Raw genomic sequence first — 25,243 nt, 5'->3', positions numbered from 1 at the left:
GACCATCATGACTACCCTGTCGCTCAAAGCCGTTTCGGCGGTGCGTTCCAACGCCTACCGTAAAACCGCCTGGCGCCTGATGCCGTTCCTGATGCTGTGCTACCTGTGCGCCTACCTCGATCGCGTCAACGTCGGCTTTGCCAAACTGCAAATGATGAACGATCTGGCGCTCAGCGAAACAGTCTACGGGCTGGGCGCGGGCATGTTCTTCATCGGCTACTTTCTCTGCGAAGTGCCCAGCAACATCATCCTGCACAAGGTCGGCGCGCGGGTCTGGATCGCGCGCATCATGATCACCTGGGGCATTGTTTCCGCCCTCTTCGCCTTCGTCGAAACCGCCTGGCAGTTCTACGCCCTGCGCTTTCTGCTGGGCATTGCCGAAGCCGGCCTGGCGCCGGGTCTGCTGCTGTACCTCACCTACTGGTTTCCGTCCTACCGGCGTGCACGCATGACGGTGTTGTGGTTCATCGCTATCCCGTTGTCGGGCATGGTCGGCGGCCCGCTCTCCGGCTGGATCATGAACCACTTCGCCGGTATGCACGGCTGGGCCGGCTGGCAATGGATGTTTGTGCTGGAGGCTGTGCCTACGGTGGTTGTCGGACTGTTGGTGCTCAGCTATCTCAAGGATGGCGTGCATCAGGCCAGTTGGCTCAACGACGACGAAAAAGCCCTGATCGCTCGTGAGCTGGCGGAGGACGACCAGCAGAAAGTGACGCATGCGTCCGTCGGCGAATTCATTCGTGACCGTCGCCTCTGGCTGCTCGCGGGGATCTATTTCTGTGTGGTGATGGGGCAGTACGCAATTACCTTCTGGCTGCCGACCCTTGTGCGTAATGCCGGGGTCTCCGATCCGATGAAGATCGGCTTGCTGACCAGCCTGCCTTACCTCTGTGCCATCGCCGCCATGTTGCTGGTCGGACGCAGTGGCGACAAACATCGCGAACGCCGCTGGCACCTGATCGTGCCGATGATCGCCGGGGCCATCGGCCTGACCCTCGCGGCGCTGATGGGAGGCAATGTGATGCTGTCCATTCTCAGTCTGTGCCTGGCGGCTTCCGGCATCCTGTCCGCGACCTCGCTGTTCTGGATGCTCCCCACCACGCTGCTTGGTGGTGTCTCCGCCGCGGCTGGCATCGCCGCCGTCAACAGCTTCGCCAACCTTGCCGGCTTCTGCTCGCCCTACCTGATTGGCTGGATAACCACACTCACAGGCTCCAGCGCTATCGGCATGTATCTGATCACCGGCGTGCTGCTGGTCGGCGCCTCGCTGGTCCTGCGCATTCCCGCTGCCTTGGTCAATCGTTGATTCACAGGAGAATTCACCATGACTGCCAACCTTTCATTCACAACACCCCAGACGCTGGCCGAGCGCGCCCACAACATTCGCCGCCATACCTTGCGCATGGGGCAGGTGCAAGGCCAGGGCTACGTCGGCCAGGCCCTCGGTGCGGCGGACCTGCTCGCGGTCGCCTACTTCCATGCGCTGAGCTATCGCCCCGAAGACCCGGCGTGGGAGCCGCGTGATCGTTTCTATCTGTCGATCGGTCACTACGCGATCGCGCTGTACGCGGCGCTGATCGAAGCCGAGATCATCCCGCTCGATGAGCTTGAAACCTACGGCTCGGATGACAGCCGATTGCCGATGTCGGGCATGGCCGCCTACACGCCGGGCATGGAAATCACCGGTGGCTCGCTGGGTCAGGGGCTGGGCATCGCGGTCGGCGCCTGCCTGGGCCTCAAGCGCAAGGGCTCGAGATCGTTCGTCTACAACCTGCTGTCGGACGGCGAGTTGAACGAAGGCTCGACCTGGGAAGCCGTAATGTCGGCCTCGCACTGGAAGCTCGACAACCTGATCGCCATCGTTGACGTCAACAATCAGCAAGCGGACGGCCATTCCAGCGAGATCCTGTCGTTCGAACCCATCGTGGATCGCTGGAAAGCGTTTGGCTGGTTCACCCAGCGCGTCGACGGTAACGATCTGGACGCACTGGTCGAAGCCTTCGATGCCGCCCGCCACCACCCCGGCGCTCAGCCACGGGTGATCATCTGCGACACCACCATGGGCAAAGGTGTGCCCTTCCTCGAAAACCGCGAAAAGACCCATTTCATCCGTGTGGACGAACACGAATGGGATCTGGCACTGACCACGCTTGAAGAAGGAAAAAACCAATGAGCAACGCCGCCAACACACCGACCTCGACTGGCGAACCGATCAAGAAGCGCCTGACCACCTCGGCGATGATTGCCTCGATTGCCTCTGAAGGCCAAGCCACCCGCTCAGCACCTTTTGGCCATGCATTGGCTGCACTGGCGGATCAGCGTCCGGACATCGTCGGCCTCTCCGCTGACCTGTCCAAGTACACCGACCTGCACATTTTCGCCAAGGCCCACCCGGATCGTTTCTATCAGATGGGCATGGCCGAACAACTGTTGATGAGCGCTGCCGCAGGCATGGCCCGCGAAGGCTTCGTGCCGTTCGCGACCACGTATGCGGTGTTCGCCTCGCGTCGCGCCTATGACTTCATCTGCATGGCGATTGCCGAGGAAAACCTCAACGTCAAAATCGTTTGCGGATTGCCCGGCCTCACCACCGGCTACGGCCCCAGCCACCAGGCCACCGATGATCTGGCGATCTTCCGGGCGATGCCCAACCTGATGATCGTCGACCCTTGTGACGCACTTGAAATCGAACAGGCCGTGCCTGCCATTGCCGCGCATCAGGGCCCGGTCTACATGCGCCTGCTGCGCGGCAACGTGCCACTGGTGCTGGATGAATACGGCTATCAATTCGAGATCGGCAAGGCCAAGACCCTGCGCACCGGTAACGATGTCCTGATCATCTCGACCGGTTTGATGACCATGCGCGCATTGGAGGCCGCCAAGGCGCTGCAGACCGATGGCGTCGATGTCGCCGTGCTGCATGTGCCGACGATCAAACCGCTGGATGAACAGACCATTCTCGCCGAGGCCCGCAAGTCTGGCCGGCTGGTGGTTACCGCAGAAAACAGCTCGATTATTGGCGGGCTCGGTGAAGCGGTTGCCGGGGTACTGCTGCGCAACGGAGTGACGCCGACTTTCAGGCAGATCGCGTTGCCTGACGCGTTCCTCGACGCCGGCGCACTGCCGACACTGCATGATCGCTACGGCATTTCCACCGACGCCGTCTGCGCGCAAATCAAGTCCTGGCTTTGACGGCTGGCTGATCGGGGCGCTTACGGATTAGCGCCCCGATGAGGTGTATTCCCCCTGGCCGATCCGCCTGGCATCTCGTCGAACCGCCTGCGGCGGAACGCCAAACCCTCTCATGAACACTTCGCGCATGTGGCGACGGTCTCGAAACCCCGTTTCCTTCGCCACGCGATCCAGGCTGTGACGACTTTGCTCGATCATCACACGAGCGGCCTCCAGACGCAGGCTTTCAACAGCCTTGGCCGGTGACTGGCCTGTCTCGGCGGTAAACACCCGGGTGAATTGTCTGGGACTCAAGTGCACGACGTCGGCAAGTTCCTCCACGCTGAGCGGGCGGTCCAGGTGCGTGCGCGCATACTCCAGCGCACTTTGAATACGGTCCGACTTTGGAGCAAGCGTAAGCAGTTCCGAATGCTGGGATTGCCCACCCGAACGCCGTTGATGCATGACCAGTTTGTGCGCCACCGACCGGGCCATGTCCGTGCCCAGATCCTTTTCCACCATGCCCAGCGCCATGTCCAGCGCGGCTGTCATTCCTGCCGACGTCCAGACGGGACCGTCAACGATGAAGATCCGGTCTTCCTCGACCTCGATTCTTGGATGCAGCTCACGGAGCTTGTTCGCATAGGCCCAGTGGGTGGTCGCCCTCCGATCGTCCAGAACCCCTGCCTGCGCCAGAACGAACGAGCCGGTGCACAGACCCGCTGTGCGTCGTGCCCCGTCGACGAAGGCTCGCACGCTGGCCAGCACCTCTTCACGTGGCGGGTTCAAGGGGGTCAGCGTACCGGTAATCATCCAGGTGTCGGCCAATCCCGGAGCGCCCAGAGGGAGCGTGTCGATGTACATGCCCAATGAAGAACGCACGGTTCCGCCGCCGATCGAGAAGTTCTGGACCTTGTAGATCTCTTCCCCCGCAACGATGTTGGCGAACTCGAATACAGCTTGGGTTGCCAGGGACATCACCTGAAAACCCTCGGTAATCAGATAGCCGACGCGATGCATGACTGAACTCCTTTTTGAATGTCCTTAAACACTACCATATACGTCGTTTAAGACATCAGTTCTCTCCTTCATCATGGCTCCACACACAACCCACGGAGCTTGATCATGACGCAACAATACAAAGGCACTGCGCTCATTACCGGCGCGTCCACCGGCATCGGCTCGATTTACGCCGAACACCTTGCCCGCCGGGGTTACGACCTGGTGCTGGTGGCGCGCAACCGCGAACGTCTGAACGCACTGGCCAGCCGCCTGACCAGCGAAACCCGGCAGAACATCGAAGTGTTGCAGGCCGATCTTGGCCGCCCCGAAGACCTCGCCAAGGTCGAACGCAAGTTGCGTGAGGACGCCAGCATCACCTTGCTGGTCAACAATGCCGGCATCGGCACCCATACCGGCCTGCTGGAGAGTGATGTCGAGCGGATGGCCGAGATGATCACGCTGAACGTCACCGCCCTCACCCGCCTGACCTACGCCGCGATTCCAGGTTTTGTCGCCCGTGAACAAGGCGCCGTGATCAATATTTCCTCGATCGTCAGCCTGGCGCCGGAGCTGCTCAACGGCGTGTACGGCGGCAGTAAGGCCTACGTCACCGCGTTCACCCAGTCCCTGCACAAGGAACTCTCGGATAAAGGCATCCGGATCCAGGCTGTCCTGCCAGGCGCAACCGCGACGGACTTCTGGCAAATCGGTGGATTGCCTGTCGAGCATCTGGATCCGGGCATCGTGATGTCGGCCCAGGACCTGGTCGCCGGCGCTCTGCAGGATTTCGACAACGGCGTACTGATTTCCATCCCCTCGATGCACGACCTGCAAGGTTACGAGCGTTACGAAGCCAGCCGCCAGGCCTTGTTCTCCGAGCTTTCGAGCAACCGGCTCGCGCCGCGCTACAACGCCAACTGATCGCTATCAAAAGGATATGAATCATGAAACTCAGCGCTAACACGATCTTCATCACCGGCGGCACCTCCGGCATTGGCCGCGCTTTGGCCGAGGCATTTCACCAGCGCGGCAATCAGGTCATCATCGCGGGCCGTCGCCAGGCCCTGCTGGATGAGATCGCCCGGGCCAATCCCGGTATCGACACGGTCCAGCTGGACATCAATGACCCGCAGCAAATCAAGGACGTCGCCCAGGAAGTCATACGCCGCCACCCCTCGCTGAACGTGATCATCAATAACGCCGGGATCATGCCGTTCGATAATCCAGCCTCGGGTGATTACGACGACGAACAGGCGGTGAGTCTTTTGCAAACCAACCTGCTCGGCCCGGTGCGTGTCAGCGCCGCATTCGTCGAGCACCTCAAGCGTCAACCCGAAGCCTTCATCATCAACAACAGCTCCGTGCTGGCCTATCTGCCACTGGCTGCGACAGCGTTGTACTCGGCGACGAAGGCGGCCATTCACTCCTACTCGCTGTCGCAACGCTTCACCCTGCGCGACACCCGCGTAAAAGTGCTGGAGATCGCGCCGCCATGGGTCGACACCGACCTGATTCACAAAAGCGGCGATGAACGCGCCATGCCGCTCGACGAATTCATTCGGGAAACCCTGGAAAAACTCGAAACGGCGACCACGGAAGTGTTGGTGGATCGGGTCGTCCCGTTGCGAGCCAACCAAGGCATTAATGAGCACGCTCTGATCAATCAGTTCAACCAGGCACTGGAGGAGAACCCGATTCCGGTCGCCTGAGTTGAAGCCATCTGTCGTCAAGGCTGCCAGCCCACCCTGATGGAGGGCTGGCAGTTTTGTATTTTCCGCAAAATGCGGAAAGTCTTCCTGCGATCTGCTTCTGTCTGAAGAAGGTCGTCGCGCATAGCCTGTCACTGCCTTCTCGCGCTCACTGATTTATCGCGACTCGTGCTTGAAGGCTCCTCATATCACTGGCGCTCAAGGACTTGAACATGAACAGATTATTTAAAATCGCAGGCCTGGCCCTTGCGGTATCCGTAAGCGGCCTGGCCGTAGCGCAAAGTGATACGGGCAAAGGCGCCGCCATCGAACGTGTTTACGCGTTCAACGGGGCCATGCCGACAGGCGTGACGGTAACCGAAACCGGCCGGATCTTCGTGAACTTCCCCCGCTGGGGCGATGACGTGCCCTACACCGTTGCGGAAATTTCCAACGGTCAACTTGTGCCCTACCCTGATCTGAAAACCAATGTCGCGGATCCGCAGAACCCGGCCAAGGGATTCATCAGCGTGCAAAGTGTGGTTGCCGACGGCAAAGGCCGCGTCTGGGTGCTCGACACGGCAGCACCGAAGTTTTCCGCACCTCAGGCGGGCGGAGCCAAGCTGGTGGCGATCGACCTGGCCTCCGACAAGATCACAAGAACGATTGTGTTCCCTGACGACGTCATCCTGCCGACCACCTATGTCAATGACGTGCGCTTTGACTTCCGTACAGGCAAGGAAGGGACCGCCTACATTACCGACTCTTCGGTCAGTGGTCCTGGCGGCATCATCGTGGTCGATCTGGCGAGTGGCCAGGCAAGCCGCAAACTGACTGGCGCCCAATCCACCTCGGCCGACCCGTCCTTTATCCCGAAGGTTGAAGGCAAGCCCGCACTGGTGACGCGCGATGCTCAAGGCAAAACCGGCCTGTTGACGGTGGCGTCTGACGGCATTGCCCTGTCCAGTGACGGCAAGACGCTTTACTTCTGCCCGTTATCGAGCAGGCATCTGTACGCCGTGCCGACTGCCCTGTTGCGTGATCCGGGTGTGAGCGATGCCGAACTGGAAAAAGCCGTCGTCGACCTCGGTGAAAAAGGTGCTTCCGACGGTCTTGAAGCCGATGCCGACGGTGGCGTGTACGCCGGTGACTACGAGCACAACGCGATTCGCAAACGCCTGCCGGACGGTCGCTGGCAGACGCTGGTCGAAGACTCACGAGTGCTTTGGCCCGATACGTTGTCGATCGGCCCGGACGGCTACCTGTATTTCACCGCCAACCAGCTTCATCGTTCGGCAGGCTTTAATGACGGACAGGACAAACGCGTCAAACCGTACAGCCTGATGCGCGTCAAGATCGGCGCCAGGCCTGCAGCGACGTACTAAAGAAACGTCAGAGCAATGAGGTGTGGCTCAAAGGCCTGAACCTGACGCGGCACCTGCAGCCTCGTCAGGTTCTCAATGAGCTACGTAACGTTCGAAGCGTTGCGCCAGGAAAGCCCTCAAGGCCTGTACGGCAGGTGTGAGCGAGGTGCGATGGGGGCACACGAGTTGGAGCGGTGCCGGCTGTCCGACGTCTGCCGGGAAAAGCTCCACCAGTCGACCGCTGCGCAAGTCATCCAGCACATCGATTTTCGACCTGTAGACGATTCCGAAACCGGCAACTGCCCAGCGCCGGACGATATCGGCATCATCACTGACCCGGTCGCCCGTCACCTGAACGGTCCTGACACCGTCCGCCGAATGAAAGCTCCAGCGTTCGTAAGTCTGCTCCCCCATCACAAACCGAAGGCAGTTATGGTTGCCCAATTCTTCAGGTGTGGCTGGCCTGCCATGGCGAGCCAGATAGTCCGGCGAGGCGCAGACCGTTCTTCTGTTCGACGGCGCCAGGGCCAGAGAGACGAGGCTGGAATCGGCCAGCAAACCATAGCGAATACTGGCATCCAGTTGTTCGCCGACCAGGTCGGCAATCTGATCGCTGACCCGTAACTGCAGCAGCACCTTCGGATGCAGTTGCTGAAACTCGTCGAGCCATCGCAACAGCACGTTTCGGCCGATATCCGACGGTATCGACAATCGAATCGTGCCGGCGATTTCATCGCGACCTTCACTCAGCGCGATCTCGCCATTTTCGAGCGCTTCGAGTGCCTGACGGGCATGGGAAAGATAGCGTTCGCCATCGTCCGATAATCTCAAGCGCCGGGTCGAGCGAACGAACAACCTTGCTCCAAGACTGCCTTCAAGACGCTGAACCGCTCCGCTGGCCAAGGCTGGAGAAATGTCCAGCAGTCGGGCGGCGGCGGAGAAACTGCCGGCCGCAGCCGTGGTGACGAATACCTGAAGGTCATCTACGCGGACTATTTTCTTCACGATCACGAAATTCTGTAGGGTGCGGACGAAGTTTTTCAGCGTAATGGGAAAAATGATCATTGCCCAGCCGCGGCTCAGGCGCCGGCGCTGTTAGCCATTAGTCTAATCAGCCCAGGCACCGACGTAATCACTGCGCGAGCCATGCCTGTCACAAATCCCACTTCCCCTGACAGAAAAGCGACTTTCAACCACTTTTCAATATCGCCCGCAGCCTGACAGGCGCAAACCGTCCCCCGATCCGACGCTTCGCTGAGCAGCAAACTACACTTCATGCTGATTTAGTGATTTAACTAGGTAGTTACCTAACTATATAATGCTCGCCTCATTTCAACGGGACATTCAACGTGAAGCAGAGTCAACGCCTCTCGGGCATATCAACATTCATTCTGGTCGGGCTCGGGGTGATCATCGCCCTGCTCGGCCTGGCACTGGCTGCTGGCGGTGTGAAATTGGTCAGCCTGGGAGGCTCCTGGTACTTCCTGGTGGGTGGTCTGGTAATGGCCGTTTCCGGTCTGCTGATCGCGCGGCGCAAGCCTGCCGGGGCCTGGCTGTTCGCGGCGTTTCTGGTTGGGACCGCCATCTGGGCCGTGATCGACGCAGGGCTGGTGTTCTGGCCGGTGTTCTCGCGCCTGTTCATGTTCAGCGCGGTGGGTCTGGTGGTCGCGCTGGTCTATCCGCTGCTCAAACGCGCCAATGGTGACGTTGCAGGTCGCGGTGCTTACGGCGTTGCGGCTGTTCTGGCCGTTGGACTGGCCGTGGCTGCCGGCAACATGTTCGTCGCGCACCCGACCGTCGCCCCTACCGGCACCGGCCCGGGCCTCACCCCGGTCGAGCCGGAAAAGGCGCAGAAAGACTGGGCGCACTACGGTAATACCGAAGGCGGCAGCCGCTTCGCCGCGCTGGACCAGATCAATCGCAGCAACGTCGACAAGCTGAAAGTCGCGTGGACCTACCACACCGGCGACATCGCCGAGAGCGATGGCAACGGTGCCGAAGACCAGCTGACTCCGCTGCAGATCGGCAATAAAGTCTTCATCTGCACCCCGCACAACAACCTGATCGCACTGGATGCCGACACCGGTAAAGAACTCTGGAAAAACGCGATCAACGCTCAGTCCAAAGTCTGGCAGCGTTGCCGTGGCATGGCGTATTTCGACGCCAGCGCCGCCGTCGCCAAACCGGCCAGCTCGCCAGTGACTGAAACCCCGACCGCTCCGGTCGCCAACTGCACACGTCGCTTGCTCACCAACACCATCGATGCCCGCCTGATCGCGGTCGACGCTGACACCGGCGAGTTCTGTCGGGGCTTCGGCAACAACGGCCAGGTGGATCTGAAGGCCGGTCTGGGTGATGTGCCGGACAGCTACTATCAACTGTCCTCCGCGCCGCTGATGGCCGGCACCACCGTGGTGGTTGGCGGTCGTGTGGCCGACAACGTGCAGACCGACATGCCGGGCGGCGTGATCCGTGGTTTCGACGTCATGACCGGTGCCATGCGCTGGGCGTTCGACCCGGGCAACCCGCAGGATAAAAAGGCACCGGCCGATGGCCAAACCTATGTGCGCAGCACGCCGAACAGCTGGGCGCCGATGTCCTACGACCCGGCGACCAACACCGTATTCCTGCCGATGGGCAGTTCTTCCACTGACATCTATGGTGTCGAGCGCAGCAAACTCGATCACACCTACGGTGCCTCCGTCCTGGCGCTGGACGCCAACAGCGGCGAAGAAAAGTGGGTATTCCAGACCGTCCACAACGACCTCTGGGACTTCGACCTGCCGATGCAGCCAAGCCTGATCGACTTCACCAAGGACGGTAAAACCGTACCGGCGGTGGTGATCGGCACCAAGGCCGGGCAGATTTACGTACTCGACCGCGCCACCGGCAAACCGTTGACCGACGTTAAAGAAGTGCCGGTCAAGGCCGCCAATATCCCCAACGAACCGTACTCGCCGACCCAGCCGAAATCGGTGGGCATGCCGCAGATCGGTGCCCAGCACTTGACTGAATCGGACATGTGGGGCGCCACCCCGTACGACCAACTGCTGTGCCGGATCGATTTCAAGTCGATGCGTTACGACGGCTTGTACACCGCGCCGGGCACTGACAAATCCCTGAGTTTCCCGGGTTCGCTGGGCGGCATGAACTGGGGCAGCATTTCCACTGACCCGGTGCATGGTTTCATCTTCGTCAACGACATGCGTCTGGGCCTGTGGATTCAGATGATCCCGTCGCAGAACAAGGCTCAGGCCTCTTCCGGTGGTGAAGCGCTGAACACCGGCATGGGTGCCGTGCCGCTCAAGGGCACGCCTTACGCCGTGAACAAAAACCGCTTCCTGTCGGTTGCCGGCATTCCGTGCCAGGCTCCGCCGTTCGGTACGTTGACCGCCATCGACATGAAAACCCAGAAAGTCGCCTGGCAAGTGCCGGTCGGCACCGTTGAAGACACGGGCCCGCTGGGCATCCGCATGCACCTGCCAATCAAGATTGGTCTGCCAACCCTCGGCGGCACGCTGTCGACCCAGGGCGGCCTGATCTTCATCGCCGGCACCCAGGACTTCTACCTGCGCGCCTTCAACAGCGCCAATGGTGAAGAAATCTGGAAAGCGCGTCTGCCGGTCGGCAGCCAGGGTGGCCCGATGACCTATGTGTCGCCGAAAACCGGCAAGCAATACGTGGTCATCACCGCCGGTGGCGCTCGCCAGTCGACTGATCGCGGTGACTACGTGATGGCTTACGCCCTGCCGTAAACCGTCGTGTTCGCCTTCGTTTCACTTGTGCGCGGCACCTTCGGGTGCCGCGTTGTTTCATGTCCTTCGCTCTGGATTTGCGCAATGTCATTGGCTGTTCGCTTTTCTCACGCCGGGTTTTTCACCGGCATGCTGTTCGGTCTCACCTTCGGCGCTGCCCTGCCCGCCCTTGCCGATACCGATTCGAACATATTTACCCGCAGCACCCTGACCGGCGACTGGGGCGGCCTGCGTCACCAACTCGACGAAGACGGCATCAAGTTCACCGGTGATTACACCGGCGAAACCGCCTACAACGCCGACGGCGGTCTGCATCGCTCGGCGCGTTACTCGCAGAACATCAAGCTCGGCGCGCAGTTCGACCTGAGCAAACTGTACGGCGTGGAAAACGCCGGCAAGATTCAGCTGACCATCAACGATCGACGCGGCAACAGTGCCTCCGAAGACCTGGTCGGCAACCGTCTGCCGATTCAGGAAAACTACGGCGGCCTCTACACCCGCCTGACCGAGCTGAGCTACGAGCGCAGCCTGTTTACCCCGGCGCTGAACGTCAAACTCGGCTACATGGCGATGGGCAACGACCTCGGTGGGCTGGACAGCGGCATTCTCTGCAACTTCATGAACGCCGGTTTCTGCGGCCATCCGCTGAACATGTCCGGTGGCAGTGGCTGGACCAACTACCCCAACGCCCACCTGGGTGTGCGGGTGAAATATGACCTCTCCCCGGCCTGGCAACTGCGCGTAGCCGCGTTCAATGTCGATCCGGAAAGTAACGGCAATTCCAGCCGTGCCTGGCATCTGGGCCCGAAACACACCACCGGCACCGTGGTGCCGATCGAACTGGTCTACAAGCAGGCCGGCAAACTGCCCGGCGAGTACAAGGTCGGGTATTACTACGACAGCTCCGACGTCAAACGCATCGGCAGTGACAAGGAAGTGTCCGGACGCGGCGGCCATTACGTCCTGATCGACCAGGCCGTTTGGGCTTCGGATGTGTCCGAAGGTCGCAGCCTGCACGCTTTCGGCCAATACTCGGCGGCCAGCGAAGCAGCTTCGCCGTTCAGCAAGTGGTACGGCACCGGTCTGGTTCTGTACAAGCCTTTCGAAGGCCGCCCGCGTGACACCGTGGCGCTGGGCTACGGCCGCGCAGTGCCGAACCCGCGCAGCCGCGATGTGCTGCAGGACACCGCCATGGCCAATGGCGCCGTGTTCCCCAATCTGGACAGCGCCGAGCAATTGATCGAGCTCGGTTACGGCTATCAGGCCACGCCTTGGCTGACGCTGCGCCCGAATGTGCAATACATCATTGAGCCAGGCGCGTTTTCCGGCCAGGACATCGACAATGCATTGGTGTTTGGATTGCAGGTGAAAGCCGCGCTCTGACACCATCATTTGCCGACCACAAAAAAAGCACCCGAAGGTGCTTTTTTTGTACGTGCCGCCAACCGAATCAACCCGCGAAGTTGGCCCGCGCTGCGTGCAGTTTCTTGTAGCTCTCGATCAGGCGCAGATGCCGATCCAGCCCCTCCAGTTTCATGCTGGTCGGCGTCAGGCCGTAGAAGCGCACAGTGCCGTTGACCGAGCCGATCGCAGCATCCATGCGCTCGTCGCCGAACATGCGGCGGAAGTTGGCTTCGTAGTCTTCCAGCTGCAGATCCTCGTCCAGCTCCATTTCCAGCACGACGTTGACCGCTTGATAGAACAAGCCGCGCTCGACGGTGTTGTCGTTGTATTGCAGGAAGGCCTCGACCAGATCCTTGGCCTGCTCGAACTTCTGCAAGGCGAGGTAGATCAGCAGGCGCAGTTCGAGAATGGTCAACTTGCCCCATGGCGTGTTGTCGTCGAACTCGATGCCGATCAGCGTGGTGATGTCGGTGTAATCGTCCAGCTCGCTGTGTTCCAGGCCTTTGGCGAGGTTGCGCAGGCCGACCTTGCTCAGGTTGTGCAGGTTGAGGATGTCGGCACGGAATTGCAGCGCTTTGTTGGTGTTGTCCCAGATCAGGTCTTCTACCGGATAGATCTCCGAATAGTCCGGCACCAGAATGCGGCACGCCTTGGCGCCGATGTGCTCATAGACCGCCATGTAGACTTCCTTGCCCATGTCTTCGAGGATGCCGAACAGCGTTGCGGCCTCTTCGGCGTTGGAGTTTTCGCCGTTGCCGGAGAAGTCCCACTCGACGAATTCGAAGTCGGCCTTGGCGCTGAAGAAGCGCCACGACACCACGCCGCTGGAATCGATGAAGTGCTCGACGAAGTTGTTCGGCTCAGTCACGGCCTGGCCCGAGAAGGTCGGCTGCGGCAAATCGTTGAGGCCTTCGAAGCTGCGGCCCTGCAGCAATTCGGTGAGGCTGCGTTCCAGCGCCACTTCGAAGCTCGGGTGGGCGCCGAACGAGGCGAACACGCCACCGGTGCGCGGGTTCATCAGCGTCACGCACATTACCGGGAATTCACCGCCCAGCGACGCGTCCTTGACCAGCACCGGGAAGCCCTGCTCTTCCAGCGCCTTGATCCCGGCGAGAATGCCCGGGTACTTCGCCAGCACCTCTTGCGGCACATCCGGCAGGGCCATTTCGCCTTCGAGGATTTCGCGTTTCACCGCCCGCTCGAAAATTTCCGACAGGCACTGCACCTGCGCTTCGGCCAGGGTGTTGCCGGCGCTCATGCCGTTGCTGAGAAACAGGTTCTCGATCAGGTTGGACGGGAAATACACCACTTCACCGTCGGACTGACGCACGAACGGCAGCGAGCAGATGCCGCGCTGGGTGTTGCCGGAGTTGGTGTCGTACAGGTGCGAGCCACGCAGTTCGCCGTCGCGGTTGTAAATGCCCAGGCAATAGTCGTCGAGGATTTCCGCAGGCAACTCATCTTTGGCGCCAGGCTTGAACCAGCGCTCGTCCGGGTAATGCACGAACTCGGCATTGGCGATCTCTTCGCCCCAGAACTGGTCGTTGTAGAAGAAGTTGCAGTTGAGCCGCTCGATGAACTCGCCCAGCGCCGAGGCCAGCGCGCCTTCTTTGGTCGCGCCCTTGCCATTGGTGAAGCACATTGGCGACTGCGCATCGCGGATGTGCAGCGACCAGACGTTGGGCACGATGTTGCGCCACGAAGCGATTTCGATCTTCATGCCCAGGTCGGCCAGAATCCCCGACATGTTGGCGATGGTCTGTTCCAGCGGCAGGTCCTTGCCGGCAATGCAGGTGCCCGCGCCTGAGGTGGACGCCGGCATCAGCAAGGCCTGGGCATCGGCGTCGAGGTTCTCGACTTCCTCGATTACGAACTCCGGCCCGGCCTGCACCACCTTCTTCACCGTGCAGCGGTCGATGGAGCGCAGGATGCCCTGGCGATCCTTCTCCGAGATGTCTGCCGGCAGCTCGACCTGGATCTTGAAGATCTGGTTGTAGCGGTTTTCCGGGTCGACAATGTTGTTCTGCGACAGACGAATGTTTTCGGTCGGGATATTGCGGGTGCTGCAGTACAACTTTACGAAGTAAGCCGCGCACAAGGCCGACGACGCCAGGAAATAGTCGAACGGACCCGGTGCAGAGCCATCGCCCTTGTAACGGATCGGTTGGTCGGCCACCACCGTGAAGTCATCGAACTTGGCTTCGAGTCGGAGGTTGTCGAGAAAATTGACCTTGATTTCCATGCGGGTTACCAGAATAGCGAGCTAAACAAATTGGCCGCCATTATCCGGCTTTTGAGCGTGAAGTCTTGTGCTTTGAGCAATCAATCCTGAGCCGGCCGGCGGAACATGACGCTTGTTCACACATTCAACTCAGCACATGCGCTCAATCGCCGGCAGCCGATCCGCGTGACCATGGCGCCACCTTCCGCCAATCCTGGTTGCTGACACATGATGGTTTTATCCAAGCCGCGCCTCGCGCTCGCCTTAATGATTGGCGGGCTCGCCGACACCGCGTGCGCCAGCGGAATTCTCGACGACGCCAAGACCGAAGTGCTCAGTCGCAATTTCTACTTGAGCAACGATTACCGCTCGCCCTCGCCTGCCGGAAAAAACTACAAACAGGAATGGGCTCAAGGGTTTATCGGCACTTTCGCATCCGGTTTCACGCAAGGAACCGTCGGATTTGGCCTTGATGCCCACGCCTTTTATGGGCTGAAACTCGATGGCGGCAAGGGGCATTCCGGTACCGGGTTGTTGCCGGTGGACAGCGACGGTCGTAGCGAAAGCGAGTATTCCAGCGCCGGCGGTGCGCTGAAGTTGAAGATTTCGAAAACCACCCTCGCCTTCGGTGAAATGACCGTGGAAACGCCGGTGTTCGATACCTCGGACAAACGCTTGCAACCGGAATACGCCACGGGTTTTCTGCTCGACAGCCATGAGATCGATAACGCGCGCCTTGTCGCCGGGCGCTTCACGGCGTTCAAGAACCAGGACAGTTCCTCCGGCAAAGGCGACTTTCAGGGCTATGGCGCCAGCACCCAAGGCGAAAGCATCAGTTTTGTCGGCACCGACCTGTTCAGCGACAGCCCGGTGGGCGGCGCGCTGTATGCGTCCGATCTGAGCGACACCTGGCGCCAGTACTACGCCAACCTGCATTTCAAACAGTCCGGTCTGTTGCTCGATGCCAACGTCTATCACACCCGCGACACCGGGCAGGCACTGGCCGGCGACATCGACAACACCGCGTTCAGCCTTTCGGGCAAATACACCGTTGGCGCCCACGCGGTCATGCTCGGCTGGCAACGCATCAATGGCGACACGCCCTTCGATTTCGTTGGTGGCGACTCGATCTACCTGGCCAACTCGATCAAATACGCCGACTTCAACGGTGCCCACGAGCGCTCCTGGCAAGCGCGTTACGACCTCGATCTCGGCGCCTTCGGCATTCCGGGGCTGAATTTCATGACCCGCTACGTTTCCGGCAGCCACATCGACGGCACCCACGCGCCCAAGGGCGGCGCCTATAACCCGTTCGACGCGGATTCCGGTGAATATCAGCCTCAGCAAGGGGACGGCGGCAAACACTGGGAACGCGACATCGATCTGCGTTACATCGTCCAGTCCGGCGCGGCCAAGGATCTGTCGGTGCAGCTGTCCCACGTGTCGCACCGGGCCAACAGCGCTCAGGCGGGCGATGACATCGACCGGATCTACGTGGTGATTCAGTACCCGCTGGGCTTTTGAGGGAATTGGCGGAAGGCAGCCGGAGTCGAACCTGCCCGGGAACGGATGCCGTCCCCAACCGGGTTTGAAGCCCGGCCGCGCCACCGGGCGCGATTGCCTTCCTTGAACTCAGTCCGCGCCGGGGTTGGCCAGCGCACTGTCGGAGCGGATTTGCCGGCCTTCGCCGACGCGCCGGGTCAGGCCCAGCCGATCGAAGTATTCGAGGATCTGAATACTGCGCTTGCGTCCCAAGCCTAGCGCATCGCGGAAGGCCGTGACTTCGATCTGCGGATTTTCTTCGGCCAGGCGCAACAGCACCGCCACCATTTGCCGCAGGGTGATGTCGGTGACAAACAGGTCGCGCACCACTTGATGCATCACGCCAAGGCGCGCCAGTTTGCGCAGCAGCAAACGCACGATCGCGTCGTCCTGACCGACGACTTTCGCCACGTCACGTACCCACGGTGGATCGAAGCCGGCCCGTTCAAACAACGGCTGCAACGCCTGCCACAGGGTTTCGTCGTCGGCGCTCAGGCGCACCTGATGGTCGGGCAAATGCAGCCACGGGCCGCTGGCGACCAGTGAGCCGGCGCCGAGCAACTCTTCCAGCAGGCTGATGAAGGTCGCGCGTTCGAGGCTCAAACTGCTGAAACGCCGCAGACGGTCGCGGTCCGGACCCATCTGATCGGGCTCCAGCTCATGAAAACGCGCCAGTTGCTCCAGCAGCCTGAACTTGAGCATGCCCCAGCGCTGCGCATTGAACAGCACCGGGCCCTGACGGGTTTCGATCAGGCGGATGTTGTCCGGCAGCGTCCAGCCGTCACGCGGGCGATTGAACTGACGCTCCAGGCGTTGCGGGTCGAGGCCGCTTGCGCTGTATTCCAGCAACGTAGGCAAGGCCTGTTCCAGTTCGGAGCTGATCGCCAGTGCCCGCAGTTGTGCCAGCCGTTCCGGACTGCGCCGCTGGCGGGCCGGGGCGAAGGGATCGAGCACGCGCCCGCCACCGAGCGTTCGCTGGGCGCTGGCGTCACGCAGGATCAGCGGATCACCGTGGACGCCGTGCACCGGGACGTTGGTCAGCACTTGCGCAAACATGCTCTCGCCGGGCGCCAGGCTCGAACCTTCAAGCAAGGCGACTCGGGCGATCACGTCCTGAGTGCCGAGATGCAGGTGCACCGGCTGGAAATGCTCGAAAACCCGCTCGCCCGGCAATAACCGGAATTCGATGTCCAGCCGCTGGGCCGGTGCATGCAGCCATTCAGCGAGCAACCATTGGCCGCGATGGATCTGCCCGAGTTCCAGACGATCCGCGCTGATATTCAGGGCCACGCGTTGGCCGGCGAAGGCTTGTTCGGCGGTCTGATTTTGCGCGTGCAGGCCTCTGATCCGCACGGTTTTGCCCGCCGGGCCCAGACTCAGCTTGTCACCCACGGCGACCGAACCCGAAAGCGCCGTCCCCGTCACCACGATCCCGGCACCGGCGACACTGAACGCCCGGTCGATGGCCAGGCGAAAACCGCCTTCGCGACTGCGTTCCTCGCCTTCTATCTGCAGCAACGTCTGGCGCAGCGCATCGACGCCCTCGCCGGTTACGCTGGAAACCGTCAGCAACGGCGCGCCGGCATAGGGCCCGGGCGCCAGCAGGCTCTGAATCTGTCGGCGAACCGCTTCCACTCTGCCCGCCTCAACCCGATCACACTTGGTGATCGCCACCAGCGCCCGTGAAATGCCCAGCAGCTCGACAATCGCCAGATGCTCGCGGGTCTGTGGCATCACCCCGTCATCCGCCGCCACCACCAGCAACACCAGATCGATGCCCTGCGCGCCGGCGAGCATGTTGTGGGTGAATTTCTCGTGACCAGGCACGTCGATGAAACCGGTCAGCCCGGCGCCGGGTGCCAGTTCGGCGTACAGATAACCGAGGTCGATGGTCATCCCGCGCTCGCGCTCCTGCGGGCGGCGGTCGCCGGTTTGCCCGGTCAGCGCTTCGAGCAGTGACGTCTTGCCGTGGTCGATGTGCCCCGCCGTGCCGACGATCACGTTTGCAACTGCCCGAGTTGTGCCTGCCACGCCGGTTCATCGTCGAGTTGCCGCAGATCCAGCCACAACGCGTCGTCATCGATGCGCCCGAGCACCGGGATCGGCAAGGCGCGCAACGCGGCTTCCAGATTCAGCAGGTAACGTCCGCGCAGGCGCTTCGACACCAGCGGTCGCAGGCACAGCGCCGCGCTTGGCAGGCGCGCCACCGGTTGGCTGCCGCTGCCGATCATGCCCAAAGCGGGTTGCGCCGTGACGGTCCAGCCCTCGCCCAGCAGTTGGGACAAGGCCGGTTGCAAGCGTGCGGCCTGGGCCAGAATCTCGGCTTGCGGGCGGGTCAGCAGGCGCAGGCTCGGCAAGCGCTCGGCCAGCCGATCCGGGTCGCGATAGAGCCCGAGTACTGCTTCGAGTGCGGCCAAGGTCAGTTTGTCGACCCGCAACGCGCGTTTCAGCGGGTTTTTCTTGATCTTCGCGATCAAGTCCTTGCGCCCGACGATCACCCCCGCCTGCGGCCCGCCGAGCAGTTTGTCGCCGCTGAAGGTGACGATGTCGGCGCCATCAAGCAACGCTTGACGCACCGTCGGTTCCGCCGGCAACCCCCAGCGGGTCAGGTCCAGCAGACTGCCGCTGCCAAGATCTTCCAGCAGCGGCAGGTCATGCCGATGGGCCAACGCGGCCAGTTCGGAGGTTGGCACCCGGGCAGTGAAGCCTTCGATGCTGTAATTGCTCGCGTGCACGCGCATGATCAGGCCGCTGCGTGGGCCGATCGCCGCTTCGTAATCGCGGGCATGGGTGCGATTGGTGGTGCCGACCTCGTGCAGGCGCACGCCGGCGCGGCTCATGATGTCGGGGATGCGGAACGCGCCGCCGATCTCGATCAACTCGCCCCGGGAAATGATGCCTTCCTTGCGCGCGCCGAGGCTGTTGAGGGCCAGCAGCACGGCGGCGGCATTGTTGTTGACCACGGTCACGGCTTCGGCACCGGTGAGTTCGCGGATCAGGCCTTCGATCAGGTCGTCGCGGTCACCGCGCTTGCCGCTGGCCAGATCGAATTCCAGATTCAACGGATAGCGCGCCGCGAGTTGCACCGCTTCAATGGCTTCTTCGGGCAACAAAGCGCGCCCGAGGTTGGTATGCAGCACCGTGCCTGTCAGGTTGAACACACGGCGCACCTGGCTGCGCTGCTTCAGCGCCAGACGTTCGGCGACCCTTCCGGCCAGCGCTTCAGAGCTGATTTCGACGGCGGTCAGTTGCCCTGCCACCACCGCTTCGCGCAAGTCATCCAGTAATTGGCGAAACCCCGTCAACAAGGCCTCACGCCCGTAACGCTCGGCCAATGGCTGGCACGCGGGGTGGCGTAACAGGCTGTCGAGGGAAGGCAAACGCAAGGCACAGACACTGACGGACATCAGGCACTCCGGAAAAAAGCCGATGCGCCTGAGTGTAGACCCTTGCCTCATTCGTCTCCTGGCGCCAACAGCAGATTCGGCGCCAGCCGCTGATAGCCGTCCTGAGCCAGGCGCATGTCGAGCAACAGACTGCCCAGATCCGCCGACAGTGCCTCGCCTTCGCCGTCGTTTTCCAGATACAGCAACTTCAGATAGCTGTTGCAGCCCGGACAGACTTCGGCGCGCAGCGGCGCCTGATTGGCGGCGTGGCGGTCATCCTCAAGGCTCAGGTATTCCAAGCCTTTGCTCTGTTCGCAATACACGCACTTGACCCGTACCACATGCCATTCGCAGGCGCAAAGCGAACACACCAGATAACGCAGGCCGTTGTGCTTGCCGCGATGGCGGATCACCCCGGCCATGGCCGGCGAGCCACAGGCCGGGCACTGGCTGAGGCTGTCGCCGGGTGTCAGTTGCAGGTTCGGTGCGCTGAGCAGCCAGTGACTCCACGCCGCTTGCAGCGCCGCCCCGAGAAACGGCACCTGCGCCGCCGGCACCAGCGAATACTGGCCGCTGACCAGCGCCACGGCCCAGGCGCGCAACTGGCCGGGGCTGGCGATGCGCAGCGTGGTCACGGCTTCGATCACGGCCGGTTGTTCGGGGGCGACATAACGCTGGAGCAAAGCCTCGAGATACAACTGCCAGGTTTTCTCGCGAATCAGGGTGTCGGCGGCGAACGGTGGCATGCCGTGTTGCCGGCAGACTTCCAGCCGCTGTTCATCAAGCGGCGCGGTCGAGGGCGGATCATCGAGGATTTGCTGTTGGACACGGCACAAACCGGCGATCAAATGCAGGTAATCGGCCAGCGGATGTCCTTCGGCCAAACGTTCCAGACGCTGGGCTCGCAGCATGAACAGGTTGGGTGGCGGCAAATGCAGAAACGGCGGCGAACTGGCCGCCGCTTCGATTTCTCCGGGTTCGAGGATGGTTGGCAACTGTCAGCCCTTTTTCGTGACCGGTCGCTCCGGCGGATCCTGGCTTTCCACCTCGCGATACCAGAGTGCATGGTGTTTCCTGGCCCAGGCGCGGCTGACCCAGCCGTGCATCATCGCGTCCACCGAGCCCTTGATCCAGATCCCGGCGTAGATGTGAACGATGATGCTCAGGATCAGCACAAACCCCGCCAGTGCGTGCAGCAGCATGGCCCAGCGAATCGTGGTGATGCCGAAGTAGTGACTGAAATACGCGCGCCAGATCACCAGCCCGGTGAACAGCAATCCGAGCATGCACAGCAGTAAAGTCCAGAACAGCAGCTTTTGCCCGGCGTTGTACTTGCCCACCGCCGGCACGGTTTCTTCATCGTTGACCATCACCCGGTCGATGCGCCGCAGCCATTTCCAGTCGTTGTCGATGAAAAAGTTCGAGCGCCAGAAGCGAAACACCAGGCCCAGGAAGAACACGAACATCAGCACGCCCATGAAGGGGTGCAGGATTCGCGTCCACGGCCCGCCGCCGAACAGGTTTGTCAGCCAGAACATCGACGGATGAAACAGCGCCAGCCCCGACAGCCCGGCCATGAAGAACAGAATCGCCACCAGCCAGTGATTGGTGCGCTGGTTGGCGGTGTAGCGCAGGATCGTCTTGTTGCTCATGGCCGGCCCTCCCCACGTGGGTCGAAGGTGTGCACTGCCGGATCGACGACGTGCACCGAGGTGTCGGGCGGATCGGGATGTTCATCTTCCTCGACCCGGTTCGGGCCGATCCGCACGTAATGGAAGAACCCGGCCAGCACCGCCGCGCCCATGGCCAGCAGACCCAAGGGCTTGCTGATGCCTTTCCACAAGCCCACCAGCGGACTGATCGCGGGGTTGTCCGGCAGGCCGGCGTAGATTTTCGGGGTGTCGGCGTGGTGCAGCACGTACATGACGTGGGTGCCGCCGACGCCTTGCGGGTCATACAGGCCGGCGTTGTCGAAGCCACGGCTTTTCAGGTCGACGATGCGCTCGGCGGCGTGGGTCTTCATGTCGTCCTTGGTGCCGAACACGATGGCCCCGGTCGGGCAGGTTTTCACGCAGGCCGGCTCCAGCCCCACCGCCACACGGTCCGAACACAGCGTGCATTTGTAGGCCTTGTGGTCCTTCTGCGAAATGCGCGGGATGTTGAACGGGCAACCGGTGATGCAATAACCGCAGCCGATGCAGTGGTCCTGATCGAAATCGACGATGCCGTTGGCGTGCTTGATGATCGCGCCGGGGCTGGGGCACGCCGCCAGGCAACCGGGTTCGGCGCAGTGCATGCAGCCGTCCTTGCGGATCAGCCATTCGAGGTTGCCGGCGTCGGTTTCGTGCTCGGTGAAGCGCATCAGCGTCCATGAATCGGCGCTCAGGTCCTGCGGGTTGTCGTAGGTGCCGTGGTTGTGGCCGACCTCGTCGCGCAGCTCGTTCCATTCCGAGCACGCGACCTGACAGGCCTTGCAGCCGATGCATTTGGTGGTGTCGATCAGCTTGGCCACCTGTTCCTGGCCGCGTATCGAAGGCGCCGGCGTGGTGGTGGCCGAGCGGGCAATGATGTCTTGGCTGGCCATCTAAAGATTCTCCATCAGAGCTTCTCCACGTTGACCAGGAATGACTTGGATTCCGGGGTCTGTGTATTGCCATCGCCGAGAAACGGCACCAGGGTGTTGGTCAGGTAACCGTGGCGCGTCAGGCCGGTGAAGCCCCAGTGCAGCGGAATGCCGATCTGGTGCACCACCTGGTTGTTGACCTGCAACGGCCGGATCCTTTTGGTCACCACCGCCACCGCTTCAATGAACCCGCGCTTGCTGCTCACGCGAACCCGATCCCCGGCGACGATGCCTTTCTCTTTGGCCAACACCTCGCCGATTTCCACGAATTGCTCGGGTTGAGCAATCGCGTTCAACTTGCAGTGCTTGCTCCAGAAGTGGAAGTGCTCGGTCAACCGGTAGCTGGTGGCGGCGTACGGGTAATCCTTGGCCACGCCGAGGCTGTCCCACACCGAATCGAAGATCCGTGCCGCCGGGTTGCTGGTGGCTTTCTTGTTGTCCGGGTGCAGCGGGTTGATGCCGATCGGCGTTTCGAACGGCTCGTAGTGCTCAGGGAATGGCCCTTCGTTCATCTTGTCGACGGCAAAGAACCGCGCCACGCCTTCGGGATTCATGATGAACGGGTTCATCCCGGCTTCCGGCGGCACGTCGGCCTTGTAGTCCGGAACATCGGTGCCGCCCCAGGCTTTGCCGTTCCACCAGACCAGGCGTTTTTTCGGATCCCAGGGTTTGCCGGCGACGTCCGCCGAAGCGCGGTTGTACAGAATCCGCCGGTTGGCCGGCCAGGCCCACGCCCAGCCTTGATGCTGATGCATGCCGTAAGGGTCATTGTTGTCGCGGCGGGCCATCTGGTTGCCGGCTTCGGTCCAGCTGCCGCAGAAAATCCAGCAGCCGGACGCGGTGCTGCCGTCATCCTTGAGCTGGGCGAACCCGGCCAGTTGCGAATTGCCCTTGATCGCCGCACCCGTGGCGTCGGTGAAATCGGTGGTGGCGTAGCCGTTGACCTCTTTGGCGATCTCTTCCGGCGAGGGTTCTTCGGCGATCTTGTACGGCCACGACAGTTTCAACAGCGGATCGGCGAATTTGCCACCCTCAGCCTGATAACGCTCACGCAGGCGCAAGAACAGCGCACTCATGATCTGCACGTCGGTGCGCGCCTCGCCGGGGCCGTCGGCGCCTTTCCAATGCCATTGCAGCCAGCGGCTGCTGTTGACCAGCGAGCCGTCCTCTTCGGCAAAACAGGTGGTGGGCAGGCGGATGACTTCGGTCTGGATGTCGGCGCTCTTTACATCGTTGAACGGCCCGACGTGTTCCCAGAACTGCGAAGTTTCGGTGGCCAGCGGGTCCATCACCACCAGCCATTTCAGTTTGGCCAGTGCCGCCATCACCCGGTTCTTGTCCGGCAACGCGGCAATCGGGTTGAAGCCCTGGCACATGTAGCCGTTGACCTTGCCCTGCCCCATCAGGTCGAACACCTTGAGGATGTCGTAGTTGGGGATGTCGAGTTTCGGCAGGTAGTGGTAGGCCCACTGATTCTCGGCGGTGGCATTGGCGCCGTACCAGGCTTTCATCAGGCTGACGTGGAACTTGCTGTAGTTCTGCCAGTAGGACAATTGCCCCGGCCGCAGCGGGACTTGCGTGCGTTTATGGATGAAGGCCGCGTAATCCTGCTCGGCGTCGGTCGGCAAGGTCAGGTAACCCGGCAGCGCGTTGGACAGCAGACCAAGGTCGGTCAGGCCCTGAATGTTCGAGTGCCCGCGCAAAGCATTGACCCCGCCGCCGGGCATGCCGACGTTACCCAGCAGCAGTTGCACCATCGCCGCGCTGCGAATGATCTGCGAGCCGATCGAGTGCTGGGTCCAGCCCAGTGCATAAAGAATCGTCATGGTCTTGCCCGGCGCCGAGCAAGTGGCGATTTCCTCCCAGATCTTTTTCATCGCATCGACCGGCATGCCGCAGATCTGGCTCGCCAGGTCGATGTTGTAGCGGCTGTAATGCTGCTTCATCAGTTGATAGACGCAGCGCGGGTCCTGCAGGGTCGGGTCGACTTTGACGAAGCCGTCCTCGCCCAGTTCGTAACCCCAGGTGGATTTGTCGGTGTAGCTGCGCTTGGCCGCGTCGTAACCGGTGAACAGCCCGTCCTCGAAGCCGAATCCGGCTCTGACAATGAACGATACGTCGGTGTAGTTGCGCACGTATTCGTGCTGGATCTTGTCCTCGGTCAGCAGGTAATTGATCAGCCCGCCCATGAACGCGATGTCGCTGCCGGTGCGAATCGGCGCGTAGTAGTCGGCCACGGATGCGGTCCGGGTAAACCTCGGATCGACCACAATCAGCCGCGCGGCGTTATGCGCCTTGGCTTCGGTCACCCATTTGAAGCCACAAGGGTGGGCTTCTGCTGCGTTGCCGCCCATCACCAGGATCAGATTCGCGTTGGCGATATCGGTCCAGGTGTTGGTCATGGCTCCACGGCCGTACGTCGGGGCAAGACTTGCCACCGTCGGGCCGTGTCAGACACGCGCCTGGTTATCGAACCCCAGCATGCCGAGACTGCGAACCACCTTGTGGGTGATGTAACCCGCTTCGTTGGACGCCGCCGACGCCGCGAGGAATCCGGTGGTCAGCCAGCGATTGACCGTTTGGCCCTGGGCGTTCTGCTCGACGAAATTGGCATCGCGGTCGGCCTTCATCAGGTCGGCGACGCGGTCGAGGGCTTCGTCCCAGGTGATCCGGGTCCATTCGCTGCTGCCGGGCTTGCGCACCTGCGGGTACTGCAAGCGGCCGGGGCTGTGAATGAAATCCAGCAGGCCGGCGCCTTTCGGGCACAGGGTGCCGCGGTTGACCGGGTGGTCGGCGTCGCCCTCGATATGGATGATGTTTTGCGCAACGTTCTTCGCGGCGTCGCCCTGGCTGTACATGATCAAACCGCAACCGACCGAGCAATACGGGCAGGTGTTGCGGGTTTCATGGGTGTGGGCAAGCTTAAAGTGGCGCACCTGCTCGGCGAAGGCCTGCGTCGGGGCCATGCCCAACGCGCCCAGGCTAGAGCCTGCAAGGCCGATACCGGCGACCTTGAAGAACTGACGACGGCTGAGATCCATCGTGCACTCCTGATCAGGTGGACCCGGTACTGGTGCCGGGTTTGTT

Annotated in this window: 18 protein-coding genes and 1 tRNA gene; 9 read left to right on the top strand and 10 right to left on the bottom strand. The window is 61.6% G+C overall.

The window, feature by feature from the left end:
• Positions 1-7 precede the first annotated feature (7 nt).
• From ACKUG4_RS02690 to ACKUG4_RS02680, 3 genes are read left to right on the top strand one after another with little or no spacing between them, the layout of a single operon-like run.
• Positions 8-1,306: an MFS transporter gene (locus ACKUG4_RS02690; RefSeq protein WP_445433358.1), complete on the top strand. Its 1,299-nt coding sequence runs from the start codon at positions 8-10 to the stop codon at positions 1,304-1,306.
• Positions 1,307-1,324: 18 nt separating this feature from the next.
• A complete protein-coding gene (locus ACKUG4_RS02685) occupies positions 1,325-2,173 on the top strand; it encodes a transketolase (protein ID WP_445433357.1) in 849 nt (282 codons plus the stop codon).
• On the top strand, positions 2,170-3,192 hold the full coding sequence (locus tag ACKUG4_RS02680; RefSeq protein ID WP_011334131.1) for a transketolase family protein: 1,023 nt from the start codon (positions 2,170-2,172) through the stop codon (positions 3,190-3,192). The genes ACKUG4_RS02685 and ACKUG4_RS02680 overlap by 4 nt, the downstream gene beginning before the upstream one ends.
• Positions 3,193-3,219: 27 nt before the next feature.
• Here ACKUG4_RS02680 and ACKUG4_RS02675 read toward each other — a convergent pair whose 3' ends face one another.
• Positions 3,220-4,191 carry a GlxA family transcriptional regulator gene (locus ACKUG4_RS02675; protein ID WP_445433356.1) on the bottom strand — a complete coding sequence of 324 codons (972 nt, stop codon included), beginning with the start codon at positions 4,189-4,191 and terminating at the stop codon, positions 3,220-3,222.
• Positions 4,192-4,296: 105 nt separating this feature from the next.
• Here ACKUG4_RS02675 and ACKUG4_RS02670 point away from each other — a divergent pair, with 105 nt between their 5' ends.
• From ACKUG4_RS02670 to ACKUG4_RS02660, 3 genes are all read left to right on the top strand, one after another.
• A complete protein-coding gene (locus ACKUG4_RS02670) occupies positions 4,297-5,094 on the top strand; it encodes an SDR family NAD(P)-dependent oxidoreductase (RefSeq protein WP_064381600.1) in 798 nt (265 codons plus the stop codon).
• Positions 5,095-5,117: 23 nt separating this feature from the next.
• Complete coding sequence (locus ACKUG4_RS02665) at positions 5,118-5,882, top strand: SDR family oxidoreductase (RefSeq protein WP_011334128.1); 765 nt, start codon at positions 5,118-5,120, stop codon at positions 5,880-5,882.
• A 212-nt stretch (positions 5,883-6,094) separates the two neighbouring features.
• The gene (locus ACKUG4_RS02660) at positions 6,095-7,246 is read left to right on the top strand and encodes an L-dopachrome tautomerase-related protein (protein ID WP_445433355.1); all 1,152 of its coding nucleotides are present in this window, start codon (positions 6,095-6,097) and stop codon (positions 7,244-7,246) included.
• A gap of 72 nt (positions 7,247-7,318) precedes the next feature.
• On the opposite strand, the gene ACKUG4_RS02655 is transcribed toward ACKUG4_RS02660, so the two are convergent.
• Positions 7,319-8,290: a LysR family transcriptional regulator gene (locus tag ACKUG4_RS02655; RefSeq protein ID WP_172829483.1), complete on the bottom strand. Its 972-nt coding sequence runs from the start codon at positions 8,288-8,290 to the stop codon at positions 7,319-7,321.
• Positions 8,291-8,574: 284 nt separating this feature from the next.
• Between ACKUG4_RS02655 and ACKUG4_RS02650 the strand changes: the two genes are divergently transcribed.
• The gene (locus ACKUG4_RS02650; protein WP_445433354.1) at positions 8,575-10,980 is read left to right on the top strand and encodes a glucose/quinate/shikimate family membrane-bound PQQ-dependent dehydrogenase; all 2,406 of its coding nucleotides are present in this window, start codon (positions 8,575-8,577) and stop codon (positions 10,978-10,980) included.
• Between the two features lie 84 nt (positions 10,981-11,064).
• On the top strand, positions 11,065-12,363 hold the full coding sequence (locus ACKUG4_RS02645; protein WP_445433353.1) for a carbohydrate porin: 1,299 nt from the start codon (positions 11,065-11,067) through the stop codon (positions 12,361-12,363).
• Between the two features lie 67 nt (positions 12,364-12,430).
• Here ACKUG4_RS02645 and ACKUG4_RS02640 read toward each other — a convergent pair whose 3' ends face one another.
• Positions 12,431-14,626 carry an OsmC domain/YcaO domain-containing protein gene (locus ACKUG4_RS02640; RefSeq protein ID WP_445433352.1) on the bottom strand — a complete coding sequence of 732 codons (2,196 nt, stop codon included), beginning with the start codon at positions 14,624-14,626 and terminating at the stop codon, positions 12,431-12,433.
• Positions 14,627-14,833: 207 nt separating this feature from the next.
• On the opposite strand from ACKUG4_RS02640, the gene ACKUG4_RS02635 reads away from it, so the two are divergent.
• Positions 14,834-16,129 (top strand): OprD family porin, encoded by a 1,296-nt coding sequence (locus ACKUG4_RS02635; protein WP_445433351.1) that lies wholly within the window; start codon positions 14,834-14,836, stop codon positions 16,127-16,129.
• A gap of 6 nt (positions 16,130-16,135) precedes the next feature.
• Here ACKUG4_RS02635 and ACKUG4_RS02630 read toward each other — a convergent pair.
• From ACKUG4_RS02630 to fdnG, 7 genes are all read right to left on the bottom strand, one after another.
• Positions 16,136-16,231, bottom strand: a tRNA-Sec gene (locus ACKUG4_RS02630).
• Between the two features lie 6 nt (positions 16,232-16,237).
• The gene (selB, locus tag ACKUG4_RS02625) at positions 16,238-18,148 is read right to left on the bottom strand and encodes a selenocysteine-specific translation elongation factor (RefSeq protein WP_445433480.1); all 1,911 of its coding nucleotides are present in this window, start codon (positions 18,146-18,148) and stop codon (positions 16,238-16,240) included.
• Complete coding sequence (gene selA / locus ACKUG4_RS02620; RefSeq protein WP_445433350.1) at positions 18,145-19,554, bottom strand: L-seryl-tRNA(Sec) selenium transferase; 1,410 nt, start codon at positions 19,552-19,554, stop codon at positions 18,145-18,147. Before selA ends, selB begins: the two co-directional genes overlap by 4 nt.
• Before the next feature lie 47 nt (positions 19,555-19,601).
• Positions 19,602-20,528, bottom strand: a complete 927-nt coding sequence (gene fdhE, locus ACKUG4_RS02615) for a formate dehydrogenase accessory protein FdhE (RefSeq protein ID WP_445433349.1) — start codon at positions 20,526-20,528, stop codon at positions 19,602-19,604.
• A 3-nt stretch (positions 20,529-20,531) separates the two neighbouring features.
• On the bottom strand, positions 20,532-21,185 hold the full coding sequence (locus ACKUG4_RS02610) for a formate dehydrogenase subunit gamma (protein ID WP_011334113.1): 654 nt from the start codon (positions 21,183-21,185) through the stop codon (positions 20,532-20,534).
• Positions 21,182-22,117: a formate dehydrogenase subunit beta gene (gene fdxH, locus ACKUG4_RS02605; RefSeq protein WP_221397335.1), complete on the bottom strand. Its 936-nt coding sequence runs from the start codon at positions 22,115-22,117 to the stop codon at positions 21,182-21,184. The genes ACKUG4_RS02610 and fdxH overlap by 4 nt, the downstream gene beginning before the upstream one ends.
• A gap of 14 nt (positions 22,118-22,131) precedes the next feature.
• Entirely contained in the window at positions 22,132-25,197 is a 3,066-nt protein-coding gene (gene fdnG, locus ACKUG4_RS02600; protein WP_146615283.1) for a formate dehydrogenase-N subunit alpha, read from the bottom strand.
• Between the last annotated feature and the right edge of the window lie 46 nt (positions 25,198-25,243).

The sequence above is a fragment of the Candidatus Pseudomonas auctus genome (assembly GCF_048654275.1).
GTDB lineage: Bacteria > Pseudomonadota > Gammaproteobacteria > Pseudomonadales > Pseudomonadaceae > Aquipseudomonas > Aquipseudomonas pharyngis.
Note: the sequence above shows the minus strand (reverse complement) of the source record. Positions and strands in the feature narration are given on the sequence as shown.

Excerpts from the sequence above, each read along its gene's own strand:
- ACKUG4_RS02660 (WP_445433355.1), top strand. The coding sequence starts at position 6,095 with ATGAACAGATTATTTAAAATCGCAGGCCTGGCCCTTGCGGTATCCGTA.
- ACKUG4_RS02690 (WP_445433358.1), top strand. The coding sequence starts at position 8 with ATGACTACCCTGTCGCTCAAAGCCGTTTCGGCGGTGCGTTCCAACGCC.
- ACKUG4_RS02655 (WP_172829483.1), bottom strand. The coding sequence starts at position 8,290 with ATGATCATTTTTCCCATTACGCTGAAAAACTTCGTCCGCACCCTACAG.
- ACKUG4_RS02665 (WP_011334128.1), top strand. The coding sequence starts at position 5,118 with ATGAAACTCAGCGCTAACACGATCTTCATCACCGGCGGCACCTCCGGC.
- selA (WP_445433350.1), bottom strand. The coding sequence starts at position 19,554 with ATGTCCGTCAGTGTCTGTGCCTTGCGTTTGCCTTCCCTCGACAGCCTG.
- ACKUG4_RS02675 (WP_445433356.1), bottom strand. The coding sequence starts at position 4,191 with ATGCATCGCGTCGGCTATCTGATTACCGAGGGTTTTCAGGTGATGTCC.
- ACKUG4_RS02680 (WP_011334131.1), top strand. The coding sequence starts at position 2,170 with ATGAGCAACGCCGCCAACACACCGACCTCGACTGGCGAACCGATCAAG.
- ACKUG4_RS02645 (WP_445433353.1), top strand. The coding sequence starts at position 11,065 with ATGTCATTGGCTGTTCGCTTTTCTCACGCCGGGTTTTTCACCGGCATG.
- fdxH (WP_221397335.1), bottom strand. The coding sequence starts at position 22,117 with ATGGCCAGCCAAGACATCATTGCCCGCTCGGCCACCACCACGCCGGCG.
- ACKUG4_RS02640 (WP_445433352.1), bottom strand. The coding sequence starts at position 14,626 with ATGGAAATCAAGGTCAATTTTCTCGACAACCTCCGACTCGAAGCCAAG.
- ACKUG4_RS02670 (WP_064381600.1), top strand. The coding sequence starts at position 4,297 with ATGACGCAACAATACAAAGGCACTGCGCTCATTACCGGCGCGTCCACC.
- ACKUG4_RS02635 (WP_445433351.1), top strand. The coding sequence starts at position 14,834 with ATGATGGTTTTATCCAAGCCGCGCCTCGCGCTCGCCTTAATGATTGGC.
- ACKUG4_RS02685 (WP_445433357.1), top strand. The coding sequence starts at position 1,325 with ATGACTGCCAACCTTTCATTCACAACACCCCAGACGCTGGCCGAGCGC.
- ACKUG4_RS02610 (WP_011334113.1), bottom strand. The coding sequence starts at position 21,185 with ATGAGCAACAAGACGATCCTGCGCTACACCGCCAACCAGCGCACCAAT.